Raw genomic sequence first — 18,071 nt, 5'->3', positions numbered from 1 at the left:
TATTTATAGCCGGTTCGTTATCACCGGTAACTCTTCCATGCGTCTCCTCCTGCCTCTTTTCATCATGCTCGGTCTTCTTTCCTCCTGCGCCGGACGGCCGGGAGCGGACGTGCTGCAAGCGGTCGACACCAGGGCGAAGGATGCCAAAATCGTGACCGCCTATGTGGCAAGCACGCGCGAAAAAAGCGAGGAGGCCCAAAAGGGCTTCAGTGCGCTCAGAGCGGCCGAACCGAATTATGCCCGCTTCGACATTTCGATACCGCCCACCCACAAGAGTGGAAAAATTGAGTGGTCGACCGGCAAACCCGACGCGAAGAAGGATTTTGTCGTCACGCAGGCGCAGATGTTGAGCAAGGCTCGTTTCAACGATGACCTCGGAGATATCACCCGCTCCGGCAAGCAGATTGCGCTTTTCGTGCATGGCTATAATTACAGCTATCAGGAAGCGCTTTTCCGGGCAGCGCAGATGGCAGCTGATGCCAATCTGGATGGTGTGCCGCTGGTATTCTCCTGGCCCTCGCAGGCGAATGTCGCCGGCTACGTTGCCGACAAGGAATCGGCGACCTACTCCCGTGACGCACTCGCCAATCTGCTGACAGACCTCACACGCCATTCTCCACGCAAGAACATTGTCGTTTTCGGCCATAGCATGGGCGGCTGGCTGGTCATGGAAGCGCTACGCCAATTGCGTTTCGAGGGGCGAAGCGACGTTATTGCCAAGCTGCAGGTGGTTCTTGCCGCGCCCGACATCGATGCCGATGTCTTCCGCAAACAGATCGAGGTGGTTGGCCGGCTCAACCCGCCGCTCACCGTTCTGGTTTCCAAGGACGACCGCGCCCTGAAAGCCTCCTCCATACTGGGCGCGGACGTCACGCGGATCGGCGCACTTGACGTCACGGATCCGAAGGTGCAGGACGCCGCCCTCAAGGAGGGCGTTCAGTTCGTGGATATTTCCAAGCTGAAGGCGTCGGACCCGCTCAACCACGACCGCTATGCTGCTTTGGCGTCACTCGTGCCGCAGCTGGAGGCAAGCCGCAACGGCAATGGACAAAACGGCATCGGCCGTGCGGGCGCTTTCGTGTTCGATGCTATCGGCGCGACCGTATCGAGCCCCTTCCGACTTGCCAGCCAGGTGGTGAACCCGCAGTAAAAATACTGCGGGTTACCCGAAGGTTTCAAAAGTCCCAGTCTTCGTCCTCGGTCGCGACCGCCTTGCCGATGACGTAGGACGAACCGGAGCCGGAGAAGAAGTCGTGGTTCTCATCTGCATTGGGCGAGAGCGCTGAAAGGATCGCCGGATTGACCCGGCAAGCCTCGGCGGGAAACAGTGCCTCGTAACCCAGATTCATCAGGGCCTTATTGGCGTTGTAGTGCAGGAACTGCTTGACGTCCTCGGTCAGGCCGACGCCGTCATAGAGGTCCTCGGTATATTTTGCCTCGTTATCGTAAAGCTCAAGAAGCAGGTCGAAGGCGAAATCCTTGATCTCCTGCCTTTCGTTTTCATTAAGGCGGTCTATCGTCCTTTGGAACTTGTAGCCGATATAATAGCCGTGCACGGCCTCGTCGCGGATGATCAGGCGGATCAGGTCCGCCGTGTTGGTAAGCTTGGCGCGGCTTGACCAGAACATCGGCAGGTAGAAGCCGGAATAGAACAGGAAGCTTTCCAGAAACACGCTGGCGATCTTTTTCTTCAGCGGATCGCCGCTGTCATATTCCCGCATGATCAGTGCGGATTTGCGCTGCAGGAACTCGTTTTCCTCCGACCAGCGATAGGCATCATCGACGTCAGGTGTCAGGCAGAGCGTCGAGAAGATCGATGAATAGGACCGGGCGTGCACCGCTTCCATGAATGAAATGTTTGAGAGAACCGCCTCCTCATGCGGTGTTGCCGAATCTGCCATCAGGCGCACCGCGCCGACGCCGTTCTGGATTGTGTCCAGCAATGTCAGGCCGGTGAAGACACGGATCGTCAGTTTCTGCTCCTCGGGCCTCAGTGTTCCCCAGGAGGGGATGTCGTTGGAAAGCGGCACCTTTTCCGGCAGCCAGAAATTCGAGGTCAGGCGGTTCCAGACTTCCAGGTCCTTGTCGTCCTCGATGCGGTTCCAGTTGACCGCGCGGATGCGGGACACAGGTTTTACGGCGATGTTCATTGTCTTGTCCCTCAAATCAGAGCGTGCAGGAAACGCAGCCCTGAACCTGCGTGCCTTCCAGCGCCATCTGGCGCAAACGGATGTAGTAGATGGTCTTGATGCCCTTCTTCCAGGCATAAATCTGTGCCCGGTTGATGTCGCGGGTCGTGGCCGTATCACGGAAGAACAGCGTCAGAGACAGGCCCTGATCGACATGCTGGGTGGCCGCCGCGTAGGTATCAATGATCTTTTCAGGGCCAATCTCATAGGCATCCTGGTAATACTCGAGATTGTCGTTCGAGAGATAAGAAGCCGGGTAATAAACTCGGCCGATCTTGCCCTCTTTACGGATTTCGATCTTCGAGACGATCGGATGAATGGAGGATGTGGAGTGGTTGATATAGGAGATCGAGCCTGTCGGCGGCACTGCCTGCAGGTTCTGGTTATAGAGGCCTGATGCCATGACCTCCTGCTTCAAGACCTTCCAGTCTTCCTGGGTCGGAATGGCGATACCGGCCTTTTCGAACAAGTCGCGGACCTTTTCCGTCGCGGGCAACCATTCCCGGTCGGTATATTTGTCGAAATATTCGCCCGAGGCATATTTGGAGTTTTCAAAGCCCTTGAAGCTCTGGCCTCTTTCCACCGCCAGCCGGTTGCTGGCGCGGATAGCGTGATACGTCACGGTGTAGAAATAGATATTGGTGAAATCTATGCCTTCCTCCGAGCCATAAAAGATGCGCTCGCGCGCCAGATAACCGTGCAGGTTCATCTGACCGAGCCCGATGGCATGGCTTTCGTCATTTCCCTTTTCAACAGACGGAACGGAGGAGATGTGGCTCATGTCCGACACCGCCGTCAGTGCCCTGATGGAGGTTTCAATGGTCTTCCCGAAATCGGCCGAATCCATTGCCGCGGCGATATTCAATGAACCGAGATTGCAGGAAATATCCTTGCCCATGTGACTATAGTCACCTGAATCTGAAGTTCGGCTCATTGTTTTCTGGCAGAATCGCTTGACCGAGGCGAGGATTTGGTCGGCGGACTTGACCCACTTGTATGGGGTGGGGTTCTCGTTGTGGGTTTCGATGAAGGCGTGGATGTCGGCTTCCAGTTCTGCGGTGGAACGATGTACGCCGCGCTGCAACTGCTTTCGCGTTAGCTCTGCAAACCACCGCTCGACCTGGTTGATCCAGGATGCTGAAGTTGGTGTGAAGTGAACATGCCAGTGTGGACGGCGAGCAAGCCAGGCCTTGATCCTCGGCGTCTTGTGGGTCGCATAGTTGTCCATCACTAGATGCACATCCGGTCCATTGGGCATTTCGGCGTCAATCCGCTTCAGGAAGTCGAGGAATTCGGTGGCCCGGTGACGCTTGTAGCAATGACCGATCACCGCACCAGTGGCAATGTCGAGCGCGGCGAACAGCGACGTTGTGCCATTGCGGACGTAGGTATGGGTGCGCCGTTCGGCGACACCCGGCGCCATGGGCAGAACGGGCTGCTCGCGATCCAATGCCTGGATTTGCGATTTCTCATCCACGCAAAGCACGACTGCCCGATCCGGCGGTGACATGTAAAGACCGACGATGTCTTGCACCTTGTCAACGAAGAGGGGATCGGAAGAAAGCTTGAATGTCTCGGCACGATGCGGCTGCAGACCAAATGCCGTCCATATCCGGCGGATGGTGGTGTGTGACAGCCCGCTGTCGGCAGCCATCGAACGAATGGACCAGTGCGTGGCATCCTTTGGAGTGGCATTCAATGTACGCTCGACGACCTCGGCAACCTGAGCATCAGAGACAGTTCGTGGCCGACCTGTCCGGTATTCGTCCGTCAGTCCTTCGATACCATCGTGTACGAACCGGCGGCGCCACTTGCCTACCGTGTGCTCGTGGACCCCGAGCCGCTCGGCTACATCCTTGCTCCGCAGACCCTGCGCGCACAGCAAGACCATTCGGCACCGATCCGACAAGGAGCGTGGCGCTTTATGCCGGCGCACCTGAGATTCGAGGAAATTTCTATCCTCGTCGCTCAGAACGACGAGGTCCGCCTGCCTGCCAACCATAAAACAAACTCCTGCTCTTGTGACAGAAGCTGAACAAAATGAGGCTTACTTTGGTTCCAGGTGAATAGGAGAGATCGGCGTTGAACGCGCTCGCTTCGCTGACCTGCAGGATTTCCGAGCAGAGATTGCTCATGCTGATGCGACCGGCAATCGGATTGGCGCGGTTCACCGTATCCTCAAACATGATGTAGGGATAACCGCTCTCGAACTGGATTTCGGCGATCACCTGGAAGAATTCGCGCGCCTTGATCTTCTTCTTGCGGATGCGGCTGTCGGCGACCATCTCGTGGTATTTTTCCGTCACCGAGATTTCGGTGAAGGGCACGCCGTAGACCCGCTCCACATCATAGGGAGAGAACAGATACATATCCTCGTTGTTACGGGCGAGCTCGAAGGTGATGTCGGGGATGACGACGCCGAGCGACAGGGTCTTGATGCGGATTTTTTCGTCGGCGTTTTCACGCTTGGTATCGAGGAAACGCATGATGTCGGGATGGTGGGCATGCAGATAGACAGCACCCGCACCCTGGCGGGCGCCGAGCTGGTTGGCATAGGAAAACGAATCTTCCAGTAGCTTCATCACGGGTATGACACCGGAGGACTGGTTTTCGATCTGTTTGATCGGCGCGCCAGCCTCGCGAATATTGGTCAGTGAAAGGGCAACGCCGCCGCCGCGCTTGGAGAGCTGCAGCGCCGAATTGATGGAGCGGCCGATGCTTTCCATATTGTCTTCCACGCGCAGCAGGAAACAGGAGACCAGCTCGCCGCGGCTCTTCTTGCCCGCGTTCAGGAACGTCGGGGTCGCTGGCTGGAAGCGGCCGGAAATGATCTCGTCGACCAGATTGCGCGCCAGCTGCTCATCACCGCGCGCAAGGGAAAGCGCCACCATGCAGACGCGATCCTCGTAACGCTCCAGATAACGTTTTCCGTCGAAGGTCTTCAGCGTGTAGGAGGTGTAATATTTGAACGCACCGAGGAAGGTCGGAAAGCGAAACTTCCGGGCATAGGCCTCGTCATAGAGGTCACGAACGAAATTGAAGGAATACTGGTCCAGCACCTCCTGTTCGTAGTAGCCCTCCGCTACCAGATAATCGAGCTTTTCCCTGAGGTTATGGAAAAACACCGTGTTCTGGTTGACGTGCTGGAGGAAATATTGACGGGCAGCAAGACGATCCTTGTCGAGCTGGATTTTTCCGTTCTCGTCATAAAGGTTCAACATCGCGTTCAGCGCGTGGTAGTCCAGGCCTGCATCGAGCGGCGTCTGGCTTGCGGCTGTTGGCTGTTTGGTGTCCTTGCGCAGCGCGTTAGCGGTCAGCGTGTCCAAAATCGTTCCAATCCATGTTTGACGTTGGCGACATCCTCCTCAGTGCCGAGAAGCTCGAAGCGATAGAGAAACGGCACCGCGCATTTGCGCGAGACGATGTCTCCGGCGGATGCGAAAGCTGCGCCAAAATTGGTGTTTCCCGCCGCGATGACGCCGCGAATGAGATTGCGGTTGGAGGGTTCGTTTAAAAACCGGATGACCGGCTTCGGCACGGCACCCTTGGTGCCGCCGCCGCCATAGGTGGGCGTGACGAGCACATAGGGTTCCGACACCTGAGGCACGTCATCCTCAGCGCCGAGCGGCAGGCGAAGCAACCGCCGCCCCAGTTTCAGAAGGAAACGATGGGTGTTTTCGGAACGACTGGAATAATAGACGATCAGACCCATCGCCTGCCGCCTCAGCCGATCGAGCCGATCGAGCCGATCATGTCCGGCCGGAACCCCGCCCAATGGCGTTCACCGGCAACCACCACCGGAACCTGCATGTAACCGAGACCACGGACATGATCGAGAGCGTCAGCATCTTCGGAAATATCGACGATCTCATAGGGAACGCCTATGCGGTCGAGTGCGCGATAGGTGGCGGTGCACTGGACGCAGGCGGGTTTGCTGTAAACGGTGATGGTCATAATTTCCCTTTCGAAGCTATTTTGGACGCGGCAAAGCGTTGCCGATTGCAATCGCAATCGGGCGGCGGTGGTTTTGTCATTCAGGTAGGGCGTGCTCTCTCGGAGTTTTCTCGGGAACTCCGACTGGTTCTCCTGGAACTGCTGAAAGCCGCAGAAAATCACTCCCTACGCAGATGAGCGTAGCAACTCAAAAATATGCACTGGCATGACTTCACCCCGAAGCTTGTTCTGGAGGGGGCAGAAAAAGGCGCACGCAAATCATCTGCGTCTACACCTTCCTCCGGACACCCCGCCCGTGGACGTTTGCGCTCAAGGCAGGTCTCCTGACTTGCGGGTCACAACATCTATTCCGGCCTTCCCGGAGCGCTCAGCTCCAGTGACTCAAATCGGAACGATGCTCGCCGCTTACAGTTGCGGGGGCAGTTTCGGCCTTGCTTCACCACGATGGCGTTACGCACCGAATTCCCGTCTTAGCTCCCAATCCTTGCGAATCGGAAGAACCTCGAACACCACATATAGTATATGAGGAAATTTTTTCGTCAATAAATAGACACACAAAAGCCCCGCCCTGTGGATCAAAAAGATTCAACACATGGCCAACAATGACTTAACGGCGGGCCGGACACACCGCGCGGGAGATGAAGATGTTAATCTATTCCCAGATATCGATGTGGATATCGGCAGGACGGGTGTTTTCGATCACCCTTTTTCCGTTGGGAAGATCGTTTGCGAAAAGCTTTGCGTGGATCTGAGCTGCATCGAGACCATAACCCAGCCATCTGTTTCGCAGCCTCTCTTCCAGCACCGCTACGGACGGACCCACGAAGATAGTGAGATCAAAGCTCCCGGAAAGGTTTGTCCAGGGCGCTTCTTTCAGCAGCAGATAATTGCCCTCGGCGAGGATGAAGCGTGTTTCCGGAGCAATCGCACGGGCAGACGCGATGGCGATTTCACGGGAGCGATCAAACACCGGGACAAGCACCTCCTGCCCGCCCTTGCGAACGGCGGAGACGATATCGAGGAAGCCACGCACATCGAATGTTTCCGGCGCACCCTTCCTTGGCAGCAGTCCTCGCTCTTCGAGGATGCCATTGTCCATATGGAAGCCGTCCATGGGCAGAATGGCGGCCGTTTCGCCCCGTGCGCGCAAGGCGCCGCAAAGAGCATCCGCCAACGTGGATTTGCCGGCCCCAGGGGGACCGGCAATCGCGACGATGAAACGGGAGTGGCCTTCTGCCCGCTGAAAAACCTCTTCGACGATCGTCTCAAGCTTCAGCGTCATGCGGCGAGCGTTTCCTTCGGTGCTTCCTTGGCACCGGTCATGAAGGCGACGGCATCCGACATGGAATAGTCCTTCGGGTTGATGACGCACAGGCGCTTGCCAAGCCGATGGATATGGATGCGGTCGGCAACCTCGAAAACATGCGGCATGTTATGCGAGATCAGAACGATCGGCAGGCCGCGGGAACGCACGTCGAGAATAAGTTCCAGGACACGGCGGCTTTCCTTGACCCCAAGCGCGGCAGTCGGTTCGTCGAGGATCACGACCTTGGAACCGAAGGCGGCTGCACGTGCCACCGCGACGCCCTGGCGCTGACCGCCCGAGAGGGTTTCCACCGCCTGATTGATGTTCTGGATCGTCATCAGGCCGAGTTCCGACAGTTTTTCGCGGGCGAATTTTTCCATGGCCGGACGATCCAGCGCGCGGAAGAGGCTGCCCTGTATGCCGGGCTTACGGATTTCCCGGCCAAGAAACATATTGTCGGCGATGGAAAGTGCAGGAGACAAGGCCAGGTTTTGATAGACGGTCTCAATACCCGCCTTGCGCGCCTCAATCGGCGAACGGAACTGCACAGGCTGGCCCTCCAGCCGGATTTCCCCCTCATCGGGCGTAACCGCGCCTGAAATCGCCTTGATGAGAGAGGATTTTCCGGCGCCGTTGTCGCCGATCACGGCCAGGATTTCGCCCGGGTAGAGATCGAAATCGGCGTGATCCAGGGCGGTCACACGGCCATAGCGCTTAACGAGATTGCGTGCTGTGAGAATGGGTTCTTTTGTCATCAGCCTGCTACCTTTCTGATCCACTGGTCGATTGCGACAGCCAAGATGATGAGGACGCCGATCAACAAATAGGTCCATTGCGGGTCTGTCCCAATAAGCCTGAGGCCGAGCGAAAAGACGCCGACGATCAGGGCGCCGAAGATCATGCCCATGATGGAGCCGCGTCCACCGAACAGTGACAGACCGCCGATAACCACCGCCGTGATGGATTCGATATTGGCGAATTGGCCAGCAGTCGGCGAAACCGACCCGATGCGGCCGATGAGAGCCCAACCGGCAAAGGCGCAGATGAGGCCTGACAGGGTGTAAACAGTGGTCAGCATACGTTTGACGTTGACACCGGCGAGCTCTGCGGCATCCGGATCGTCACCCACGGCATAAAGATGGCGGCCCCAGGCGGTGCGGTTCAGGACATACCAGAGCAGAGCAACAAGCAGAACCATGGCGATCACGCCGTAAGTGAAGACCGCATTGCCTATACGAAGATTGGCGCCGAAAAATTGCAGGATCGGTGCCTGCTGGGCAATATCCTGAGCCCGGATCGTCTCATTTGCGGAATAGAGGAAGTTGGTCGCGAGCACGATCTGCCACATGCCAAGCGTGACGATAAAAGGCGGCAGGCGCATGCGCGAAACCAGAACGCCGTTTATGAAGCCGCAAAATGCGCCAACGGCGAGACCACAGAGAATGGAGAGCTCCGCTGGCAGACCGTAACGGAAAGTGAACTGCCCCATGACGACCGAGGACAGAACCATGATCGCGCCGACCGAAAGGTCTATGCCCGCCGTCAGGATGACCAGCGACTGTGCCGCGCCGACGATGCCGACGATCGCGACCTGCTGCAGGATGAGGGTCAGCGAAAAGGCCGAGAAAAACTTGCCGCCAAGGAGCAGGCCGAAAATAATCAGCGACAGCACCAGAACGATAAGCGGCACGGCTGCCGGGCTGGAATGGAGAAAGTGCTGGAATTTTTCCAGCGCGCTCTTGTCGTGCGTATCGAAAGCGGCGACCTGCGTCGAACTTCCGGAGAGCACTTTTTCAAATTCATTATGCGGCTGAGCCCGCACCGGCTGATCGCTCATGGATTTTCCTCCCGATCGCTCCATCGCATCCGCCCTGACACCGAGGTCTATCTCCAAAGAGAGTGATGCGTAGATTTCAAAGTGTTGAAGCGGCCTTTGTCATCCCCGAAGGGCGCGCAACGCGCTCGTTTGTTCCTTTGTCCGATCCCCCGGATCGTGCCTGATATTCATTCTGGCCCAAGGGCGGGGGCACGAATGCCCCCGCGGGTTTCAACGGTGAGGCATCAGCCCCAGCATTTGTTGAGACCTTCCTTCGTATCGATCGAGTCGAGGCCCTTGACCGGCTTGTCGGTTACCAGCGTCACGCCGGTGTCGACAAAGTTCTTGCCTGCTGTCGGCTTCGGCTTTTCACCCGTGTCCGCAAACTTCTTGACGGCTTCGACGCCAAGCGCCGCCATCAGCAGCGGATATTGCTGCGAGGTCGCGCCGATAACGCCCTCCGCGACGTTCTTGACGCCCGGGCAACCACCATCGACGGAAACGATCAGCACGTCCTTTTCACGGCCGACGGCCTTCAGCGCCTCATAAGCGCCGGCAGCCGCAGGTTCGTTGATGGTGTGGACGACATTGATGGTCGGGTCCTTCTGCAGCAGATTCTCCATCGCCGCACGGCCGCCTTCCTCGTTACCATTGGTGACATCGTGGCCGACGATACGCGGGTCGTTCTCGTCACCGATCTTGTTGATGTCCTTCACATCAATGCCAAAGCCCTTCATGAAGCCCTGGTTGCGCAGCACATCCACAGTCGGCTGGGAAGGGGTGAGGTTGAGGAAGGCGATTTTTGCGTCCTTGGCCTTGTCGCCCAGCGTGCCGGCGGCCCACTTACCGATCAGCTCGCCAGCCAGAAGATTGTCGGTGGCAAAGGTGGAATCAGCGGCATCGACAGGCTCCAGAGGCGTGTCGAGGGCAATGACCAGAAGCCCCGCATCACGTGCCTTTTGCACGGCCGGAACGATGCCTTTGGTATCCGATGCTGTGATCAGAATACCTTTGGCGCCATCGGCGATGCAGGTCTCGATCGCTGCGACCTGGCTTTCGGAATCGCCGTCGATCTTGCCTGCGTAGGATTTCAGCGTCACACCAAGCTCCTTGGCCTTGGCAGTCGCGCCTTCCTTCATCTTGACGAAGAATGGATTGGTGTCGGTCTTGGTGATGAGGCAAACAGATGTGTCGGCGGCGGAAGCGGCGGAAGCGAAAGAAACGCCAAGCGCAAGCGCGCCCAGAAGAGCGGAAACAGTGGTCTTCATGAGATCCTCCCAATGGATATTTGAGCACCTATTCGGCTACCCGACGATCTCGTCTCCTCCGAGAACAATGATCGTTAGCTCCGATGGAACCACCAAAGGAAACGGCTGTCAATAAATAAATCCGATTGAATTATTAATTCTGTGTGGCATTCTGAGGCCCGGCATGGAGGAATATCGCCAATGACGTTTACGTTGCGATAGCAAGATTGCCATAAAGCCAGCTGTATCGGCCGCGGCAGATATGGAAGGCGGGAGGATGACATTATGAGACAATCTGTCGAGACGGCGCAGCAAGCGCCGCCCACTACCATGGATATGAGCGGTGGCGCCAACCAGATCGGTGTGCGCGCTTATAACGAGCGGCTTGTGCTCTCCCTCGTTCGCCGCCATGGCGGGTTGTCAAAAGCCGAAATTGCCAGACTTTGTGGTCTCTCCGCGCAGACCGTTTCGGTTATCATGCGCTCACTCGAAAAGGACGGACTTCTCATCCGCGGCGAAAGGCTGCGCGGCAGGGTCGGCCAACCATCGACCCCAATGCGCCTCAATCCCGACGCCGTGTTCTCCTTCGGTGTCAAGATCGGCCGGCGCAGCGTCGATCTGGTGTTGATGGATTTTGTCGGCCACATCAGGCTCAAGCTCCGCAGGACCTACCCCTATCCGCTGCCGGAATGGATATTACCCTTCGTGATCGAGGGTATGGCGGAACTGGAATCGAAGCTTTCCCCCGCAGAACGGCAGAAAATAGCCGGTGTGGGTATCGCCGCCCCGTTCGAACTATGGAACTGGGCGCAGGAGGTCGGGGCGCCGCAGATCGAGATGGAACGGTGGCGGGATGTCGATATTCGGGCGGGCATCGCCGAAAACGTCAGCTACCCGGTGTTCCTGCAGAATGACGCAACCAGCGCCTGCGGTGCTGAACTGGTATTTGGCGCCGGCCAGAACTATACCGATTTTCTCTACGTCTTTATCGGCTCCTTCATAGGCGGCGGCGTTGTCCTGAATTCAGCGCTGTTTTCCGGAAAGACAGGTACCGCAGGCGCAATCGGCCCACTGCCCGTCCAGGGGGAGGATGGTAATACCGTTCAGCTCCTCAAAATTGCATCCATCTTCGTTCTTGAGAACATGCTGCGCGAAAGGGGCATCGATCCGCGACCCCTCTGGTTCTCGCCCGACGAATGGATCGATTTTGGCGAACCGCTGGAAAGCTGGATCGGAAAAACTGCGGCAGCCTTGGCCCAGGCTGTCATCGCCGCAGCATCCATCATCGATTTTTCCAGCGTCATCATTGATGGCGGCTTTCCGGACTGGGTCAGGACGAGGATCGTCGCCGCCACCCGGGAAGCGCTCAAACGCCACGATCTTCAGGGCGTCACGCTGCCGGAGATCGTCGAAGGCGCCGTCGGCAGCCAGGCGCGTGCAATCGGTGGCGCCAGCCTGCCCTTGTTTTCTCGCTACCTCATCGATCAGAACGTTCTGTTTAAAGACACGACCGGTTGACCCGGCTCATGTGACTTATTCCGACGGGATTTGCTCTGGGTGTCGGCCGGTCAGTCGCTGGCGGCATGCTGCATGATCGCCTCAAGAAAGGCTGGACCGTAACGTTCCAGTTTGGTATCTCCCACGCCTGGAATCTGCGCCATATCCTTCACGGAGACAGGTTTTGCGGCGGCAAGCTCGATGAGCGTCTTATCGTGAAAAATCACATAAGGCGGAACGTTCTGTGCGCGGGCGATTTCCATGCGTTTTGCGCGCAGAACCTCGAAGAGGCCTCGGTCAGCCTCTGGCAGGGCGGCCGATGCGGCGTTTCGCGGCGTCTGCTGCCGGGCTGCACGGGGCGCAGATGGTATTCTCAGCATCAGCGACGCTTTTTCACGCAGGAACTGCCTCCCGTCGGCGGAAATGGACAATCCGCCATGTCCGGACAAATCGACATCAATCAGTCGCAACGCGACCAGCTGGCGAAGAATGGCGCGCCAGGTGCGATTGTCGTGCTCCTTACCGATGCCATAAGTGGTTATGCGATCATGCCCGAATCGGGAAATCCTTTCGTCTTCGAGGCCCAGCAGGACGCGGATGACATAGGCTTGTCCGAATCTTTCTCCGGTACGGTAAATACAGGAAAGCAGTTTTTGTGCGGCTATGGCGCCGTCGAACAGATCCGGCGGCTCCGCGCATGTATCGCAATTGCCGCACGGCTCGCATCTGTCGCCGAAATAGGAAAGCAATATCTGCCTGCGGCAGCTTGCCGTCTCCGCAAGACCGAGCAGCGCGTCCAGCTTTTGCCGCTCCATATGTTTGCGCTGATCCGCCGCGTCCGATTCCTCGATGAAACGATTACGCAACGCAATGTCTTCATAACCGTAGAGCATGAGCACGTCGGACGGGAGACCATCACGGCCTGCGCGGCCGGTCTCCTGATAATAGGCTTCAATGCTGCCGGGCAGATCAATATGGACGACAAAACGTACGTCCGGTTTGTCGATGCCCATGCCGAAGGCAACCGTCGCGACGATGATGACGGCTTCGCCGTGCTGGAAACGGGTCTGGTTCTCCTCCCGCGCGGCTTTGTCCATGCCAGCATGATAAGGCAGTGCGTCACGTCCTTCTTCGCGCAGCCAGGCGGTCGTTTCCTCGACCTTGCGTTTCGACAGGCAGTAAACGATGCCGCTTTGGTCTTCCCGGTCTTTCAGAAAACGTCTGAGCTGAGCGCGGGGATTATCCTTTTCCATGATCGCGTAGCGGATATTGGGACGATCGAAACCCGCGATGAAGGCATCGTCCGCTTTGATATCCAGATGGCCGAGGATTTCGGCGCGGGTAGGTTCGTCGGCTGTTGCCGTCAGCGCCATGCGCGGCGTATTCGGAAAACGCTCGATAAGCAGATCGAGTTGGCGATAGGGCGGACGGAAGTCGTGCCCCCATTGCGAAAGGCAGTGAGCCTCGTCGACAGCGATCAGCGACAGATCAATGGATTGAAGTGCCTCCAGAACCTCCGGTTTGAGAAGGGTTTCCGGCGCAGCATAGAGAATATCGACATTTCCGGAGCGCATGGCCTGCCAGAGCGTACGCCGCTCTTCTGGCGAAAGGTCGGAGTTGAGTGCCTCGGCCCGCACGCCGGCCTGCCGAAGCGCCGCCACTTGATCGACCATCAACGCGATCAGCGGCGAGACGATCAGCCCCATGCCTTTGCGGGCGAGCGCGGGAATCTGGTAACACAGTGACTTTCCGCCACCCGTCGGCATCAGCACGAAGGCGTTGTTTCCAGCCATGACATGCCGAATGATTTCCGCCTGTCGCCCACGGAAGCTGTCATAGCCGTAAACGGTCTTGAGGATTTGCAACGGATCGTCGTTCACGGCTTCTTCTTCTGTGTCTGGAGGATGGTGCATCATCGCCAGTTTCGGTTCCATGGCAATCCCGAATGTGGAATGGGCCACAGAGACAGAAGCTGCGTCAGGCGTTGGCGTACAGAAGCCGCTTGAGGCACGCCAACATCACAAGCCGTCCGGTCTGGCCTCCCCGGAGGGACCCCTGGAACGAGCGGCTTCCTGTATGGCTTCAGATTGCACGGCTTCGAATCACGGCGCATCCGAGACTTTGTGAAGCCGGGTTGTTTTCGGAGTGCTCGACTGTGTTTGGGTGCATCCACTTGCGCGGGTGCTCGGGGCCGGATTTGTGCTAGTGTTATGCTATGCCCAAAACGCAAGAAAGCCCTCTTTTGGGAGAGGGCTTTCGTGTTGGCTTTCTTCGTAATTTTGGTTGCGGGGGCAGGATTTGAACCTGCGGCCTTCAGGTTATGAGCCTGACGAGCTACCGGGCTGCTCCACCCCGCGTCCAGCGCATTCGGCAAGGCCGAATGTCGCGGTTACGTCGTTGCTTTAGCGACGACGGATCTTTGCCGGAGTAAATTGCGGAGCAATTTATCTCCTGTAAGGGACGCACTTGGCGTTTTCCTTAAGTTTTGTCTTAAACTGCAAAAGGCCGCTTTTGGCGGCCCTTTTTTTCGGCTGGGCCGAGGGATGTGATGAGAAGATTTTTGATGCGTTTTGCAGACCTGGCAGCGACCTACTCTCCCGCGTCTTGAGACGAAGTACCATTGGCGCTGGGGCGTTTCACGGCCGTGTTCGGAATGGGAACGGGTGCAGCCGCCCCGCGATAACCACCAGGTCGGCAAAACGCAACATTGTTCATGTTTTCACATGAACGTTGTTTTCGAGAAGCTGGGAAGCTTGCGCTTCGTTTTTAATTTACACGTCGTTTCTGTGACTTATCCGTATGTTGCCTTGCTCGAGGTCGAGCGTGGCGCCCATACAGGACGCTAGTCCGTCGCCAATCGTTTGGCGCGCCGTCTGCAGCGTAGTGGCCGAAGGCCACGTCAGCGTGAAGACAGAACAGATCATCAAGCTTCGCTTGATGAGCATGAACAATGGGAACGAAGAAGTCGATCGAGCTATTAGTAACGGTAAGCTTCACACATTGCTGTGCTTCCACACCCGTCCTATCAACGTGGTCGTCTTCCACGGCTCTGATAGGGAACACTCGTTTTCAGGTTGGTTTCCCGCTTAGATGCCTTCAGCGGTTATCCATTCCGTATATAGCTACTCTGCTATGCCCTTGGCAGGACAACAGATCCACCAGAGATACGTCCATCCCGGTCCTCTCGTACTAGGGACAGATCCTGTCAATATTCCTACACCCACGGCAGATAGGGACCGAACTGTCTCACGACGTTCTGAACCCAACTCACGTACCGCTTTAAATGGCGAACAGCCATACCCTTGGGACCTGCTCCAGCCCCAGGATGCGATGAGTCGACATCGAGGTGCCAAACAACCCCGTCGATATGGACTCTTGGGGGTCATCAGCCTGTTATCCCCGGCGTACCTTTTATCCGTTGAGCGATGGCCCTTCCACACGGGACCACCGGATCACTATGACCGACTTTCGTCTCTGCTCGACTTGTCAGTCTCGCAGTCAGGCTAGCTTATGCCATTGCACTCGACGACCGATTTCCGACCGGTCTGAGCTAACCATCGCGCGCCTCCGTTACTCTTTCGGAGGCGACCGCCCCAGTCAAACTACCCACCATACACTGTCCCGGATCCGGATAACGGACCGCGGTTAGACATCCACGAAGATAAGGGTGGTATTTCAAGGATGGCTCCACAGAAACTGGCGTCCCTGCTTCAAAGCCTACCACCTATCCTACACATGCCTTGGCGAATGCCAGTGTAAAGCTATAGTAAAGGTGCACGGGGTCTTTCCGTCTGACCGCAGGAACCCCGCATCTTCACGGGGAATTCAATTTCACTGAGTCTATGTTGGAGACAGCGGGGAAGTCGTTACGCCATTCGTGCAGGTCGGAACTTACCCGACAAGGAATTTCGCTACCTTAGGACCGTTATAGTTACGGCCGCCGTTTACTGGGGCTTCAGTTCAGAGCTTGCACCCCTCCCTTTAACCTTCCAGCACCGGGCAGGCGTCAGACCCTATACGTCGTATTGCTACTTCGCAGAGCCCTGTGTTTTTGATAAACAGTCGCTACCCCCTGGTCTGTGCCACCCCATCATACTTGCGTACAAAAGGGTCACGCTTCTTCCGAAGTTACGCGTGCAATTTGCCGAGTTCCTTCAACATAGTTCTCTCAAGCGCCTTGGTATACTCTACCTGACCACCTGTGTCGGTTTCGGGTACGGTCTATACGGTGGAGCTATTTCCTGGAACCTCTTCGCCGCCCAACCAATCCAATAAGGTTGAACAACACACGAGATCCGTCACTACCACCAGGCCCACGAATATTAACGTGGTTCCCATCGACTACGCGTGTCCGCCTCGTCTTAGGGGCCGGCTAACCCTGCTCAGATTAACTTTAAGCAGGAACCCTTGGTCTTTCGGCGAGGGAGTCTCTCACTCCCTTTATCGTTACTCATGTCAACATTCGCACTTCCGATATCTCCAGCAGCCCTCACGGGTCCGCCTTCACAGACTTACGGAACGCTCCGCTACCACTTGCACAAAGTGCAAATCCTCAGCTTCGGTGCATGGCTTTAGCCCCGTTACATTTTCGGCGCAAAGACCCTTATTTAGACCAGTGAGCTGTTACGCTTTCTTTAAATGATGGCTGCTTCTAAGCCAACATCCTGGTTGTTTTGGGATCCTCACATCCTTTCCCACTTAGCCATGACTTGGGGACCTTAGCTGGAGGTCAGGGTTGTTGCCCTTTTCACGACGGACGTTAGCACCCGCCGTGTGTCTGCCGACTAGTACTCCTCGGTATTCGGAGTTTGGTTAGGATCAGTAAGACGGTGAGTCCCCATAGCCCATCCAGTGCTCTACCCCCGAGGGTATTCGGTCGACGCTCTACCTAAATAGATTTCGCGGAGAACCAGCTATTTCCGAGTTTGATTGGCCTTTCACCCCTAGCCACAAGTCATCCCGAACTATTGCAACAGTTATGGGTTCGGCCCTCCAGTTGGTGTTACCCAACCTTCAGCCTGCTCATGGCTAGATCACTCGGTTTCGGGTCTAATGCAACTAACTCAATCGCCCTATTCAGACTCGCTTTCGCTGCGCCTACACCTACCGGCTTAAGCTTGCTAGTTACACTAAGTCGTTGACCCATTATACAAAAGGTACGCCGTCACCCTTGCGGGCTCCGACTGTTTGTAGGCATCCGGTTTCAGGTTCTATTTCACTCCCCTCGTCGGGGTGCTTTTCACCTTTCCCTCACGGTACTTGTTCGCTATCGGTCATGCACGAGTACTTAGGCTTGGAGAGTGGTCTCCCCATGTTCAGACAGGATTTCACGTGTCCCGCCCTACTCAAGGACAATGACTGTTCTACGCGTAAGGGGCTATCACCCTCTATGGCCGACCTTTCCAGATCGTTCCGCTTTATTCATCATTGCCACTGGCCTGGTCCGCGTTCGCTCGCCACTACTTGCGGAGTCTCGGTTGATGTCCTTTCCTGCAGGTACTTAGATGTTTCAGTTCCCTGCGTTCGCTTCTTACCCCTATGTATTCGAAAGTAAGATACCTTATCACAATGCTTGGAAACCCAGGCCGTTCGTTAAAACAGACTGGATTTTCCAAGCATTTAAGGTGGGTTGCCCCATTCGGAGATCCATGGATCAAAGCTTATTCGCAGCTCCCCACGGCTTTTCGCAGCGTATCACGTCCTTCTTCGCCTGTGCATGCCAAGGCATCCACCAAATGCCCTTAATTCACTTCTTCGTTCTCATTGTCTATGCTCATCATCAAGTCGTCATCCCGAAGGGATGAACGACAGATCAGGTTACCTTTTACAACCAGATCAGGTCACGATGACATCGACGTGTCGGTATGGTCTTCATTGAGGGCACGCCGGTGCACCTCGAAGCCATACCATTAAGACCAGCTTCTCGAGATATCATCCGGTGATGCGCGGTCAGGCAACATCAATCCAGCATTCCCGTCAGAGGAGCAAAAGCTCCAACAACAAAAATGCCTAGGACAAGCGATCCTTCCTACCTCCAACCCCTCCACCAATTCCGGCCGACT

11 protein-coding genes, 1 tRNA gene, 2 rRNA genes, 1 pseudogene and 1 riboswitch are annotated in these 18,071 nt (G+C 56.6%); of the genes and pseudogenes, 2 read left to right on the top strand and 13 right to left on the bottom strand.

From position 1 onward, the window contains the following. The first annotated feature begins 37 nt into the window (after positions 1–37). Positions 38–1,150 carry an alpha/beta hydrolase gene (locus tag BTN45_RS13455; protein ID WP_006699837.1) on the top strand — a complete coding sequence of 371 codons (1,113 nt, stop codon included), beginning with the start codon at positions 38–40 and terminating at the stop codon, positions 1,148–1,150. Between the two features lie 25 nt (positions 1,151–1,175). Here the strand turns inward: BTN45_RS13455 and nrdF are convergent, their stop codons facing one another. From nrdF to BTN45_RS13405, 9 genes and pseudogenes are all read right to left on the bottom strand, one after another. Next, entirely contained in the window at positions 1,176–2,150 is a 975-nt protein-coding gene (gene nrdF, locus BTN45_RS13450) for a class 1b ribonucleoside-diphosphate reductase subunit beta (protein ID WP_045533183.1), read from the bottom strand. Positions 2,151–2,166: 16 nt separating this feature from the next. Then, entirely contained in the window at positions 2,167–4,191 is a 2,025-nt protein-coding gene (locus BTN45_RS26650) for an IS630 family transposase (RefSeq protein ID WP_281434738.1), read from the bottom strand. A 64-nt stretch (positions 4,192–4,255) separates the two neighbouring features. Beyond that, positions 4,256–5,515 (bottom strand): annotated as a pseudogene (locus BTN45_RS13435) (ribonucleotide reductase N-terminal alpha domain-containing protein); the annotation flags it as partial. Then, entirely contained in the window at positions 5,503–5,901 is a 399-nt protein-coding gene (gene nrdI / locus BTN45_RS13430) for a class Ib ribonucleoside-diphosphate reductase assembly flavoprotein NrdI (protein WP_004439016.1), read from the bottom strand. The gene nrdI and the pseudogene BTN45_RS13435, both read right to left, overlap by 13 nt. A gap of 11 nt (positions 5,902–5,912) precedes the next feature. Next, positions 5,913–6,143 carry a glutaredoxin-like protein NrdH gene (nrdH, locus tag BTN45_RS13425; RefSeq protein ID WP_207588262.1) on the bottom strand — a complete coding sequence of 77 codons (231 nt, stop codon included), beginning with the start codon at positions 6,141–6,143 and terminating at the stop codon, positions 5,913–5,915. 295 nt (positions 6,144–6,438) lie between these two features. Then, a riboswitch (cobalamin riboswitch) is annotated at positions 6,439–6,663 on the bottom strand. A 132-nt stretch (positions 6,664–6,795) separates the two neighbouring features. Beyond that, positions 6,796–7,425 (bottom strand): nucleoside triphosphate hydrolase, encoded by a 630-nt coding sequence (locus BTN45_RS13420; protein WP_207588261.1) that lies wholly within the window; start codon positions 7,423–7,425, stop codon positions 6,796–6,798. Further along, positions 7,422–8,204: an ATP-binding cassette domain-containing protein gene (locus BTN45_RS13415; RefSeq protein WP_004439010.1), complete on the bottom strand. Its 783-nt coding sequence runs from the start codon at positions 8,202–8,204 to the stop codon at positions 7,422–7,424. Before BTN45_RS13415 ends, BTN45_RS13420 begins: the two co-directional genes overlap by 4 nt. Further along, positions 8,204–9,286 (bottom strand): ABC transporter permease, encoded by a 1,083-nt coding sequence (locus BTN45_RS13410; protein ID WP_004439008.1) that lies wholly within the window; start codon positions 9,284–9,286, stop codon positions 8,204–8,206. The genes BTN45_RS13415 and BTN45_RS13410 overlap by 1 nt, the downstream gene beginning before the upstream one ends. 224 nt (positions 9,287–9,510) lie before the next feature. Further along, positions 9,511–10,533: a sugar ABC transporter substrate-binding protein gene (locus BTN45_RS13405; RefSeq protein ID WP_004439006.1), complete on the bottom strand. Its 1,023-nt coding sequence runs from the start codon at positions 10,531–10,533 to the stop codon at positions 9,511–9,513. Positions 10,534–10,797: 264 nt separating this feature from the next. Here BTN45_RS13405 and BTN45_RS13400 point away from each other — a divergent pair, with 264 nt between their 5' ends. Continuing rightward, complete coding sequence (locus BTN45_RS13400) at positions 10,798–12,030, top strand: ROK family transcriptional regulator (protein WP_004439004.1); 1,233 nt, start codon at positions 10,798–10,800, stop codon at positions 12,028–12,030. A 50-nt stretch (positions 12,031–12,080) separates the two neighbouring features. Here the strand turns inward: BTN45_RS13400 and recQ are convergent, their stop codons facing one another. From recQ to BTN45_RS13380, 4 genes are all read right to left on the bottom strand, one after another. Further along, the gene (gene recQ, locus BTN45_RS13395) at positions 12,081–13,889 is read right to left on the bottom strand and encodes a DNA helicase RecQ (protein WP_207589741.1); all 1,809 of its coding nucleotides are present in this window, start codon (positions 13,887–13,889) and stop codon (positions 12,081–12,083) included. A gap of 400 nt (positions 13,890–14,289) precedes the next feature. Next, a tRNA-Met gene (locus tag BTN45_RS13390) sits at positions 14,290–14,366 on the bottom strand. A 219-nt stretch (positions 14,367–14,585) separates the two neighbouring features. Next, a 5S ribosomal RNA gene (rrf, locus tag BTN45_RS13385) occupies positions 14,586–14,700 on the bottom strand. Between the two features lie 265 nt (positions 14,701–14,965). Beyond that, a 23S ribosomal RNA gene (locus BTN45_RS13380) occupies positions 14,966–17,765 on the bottom strand. Between the last annotated feature and the right edge of the window lie 306 nt (positions 17,766–18,071).

It is taken from the genome of Rhizobium sp. ZX09 (assembly GCF_017357485.1).
Lineage (GTDB): Bacteria > Pseudomonadota > Alphaproteobacteria > Rhizobiales > Rhizobiaceae > Agrobacterium > Agrobacterium pusense.
This window is presented reverse-complemented; position numbering and strand designations above follow the sequence as displayed.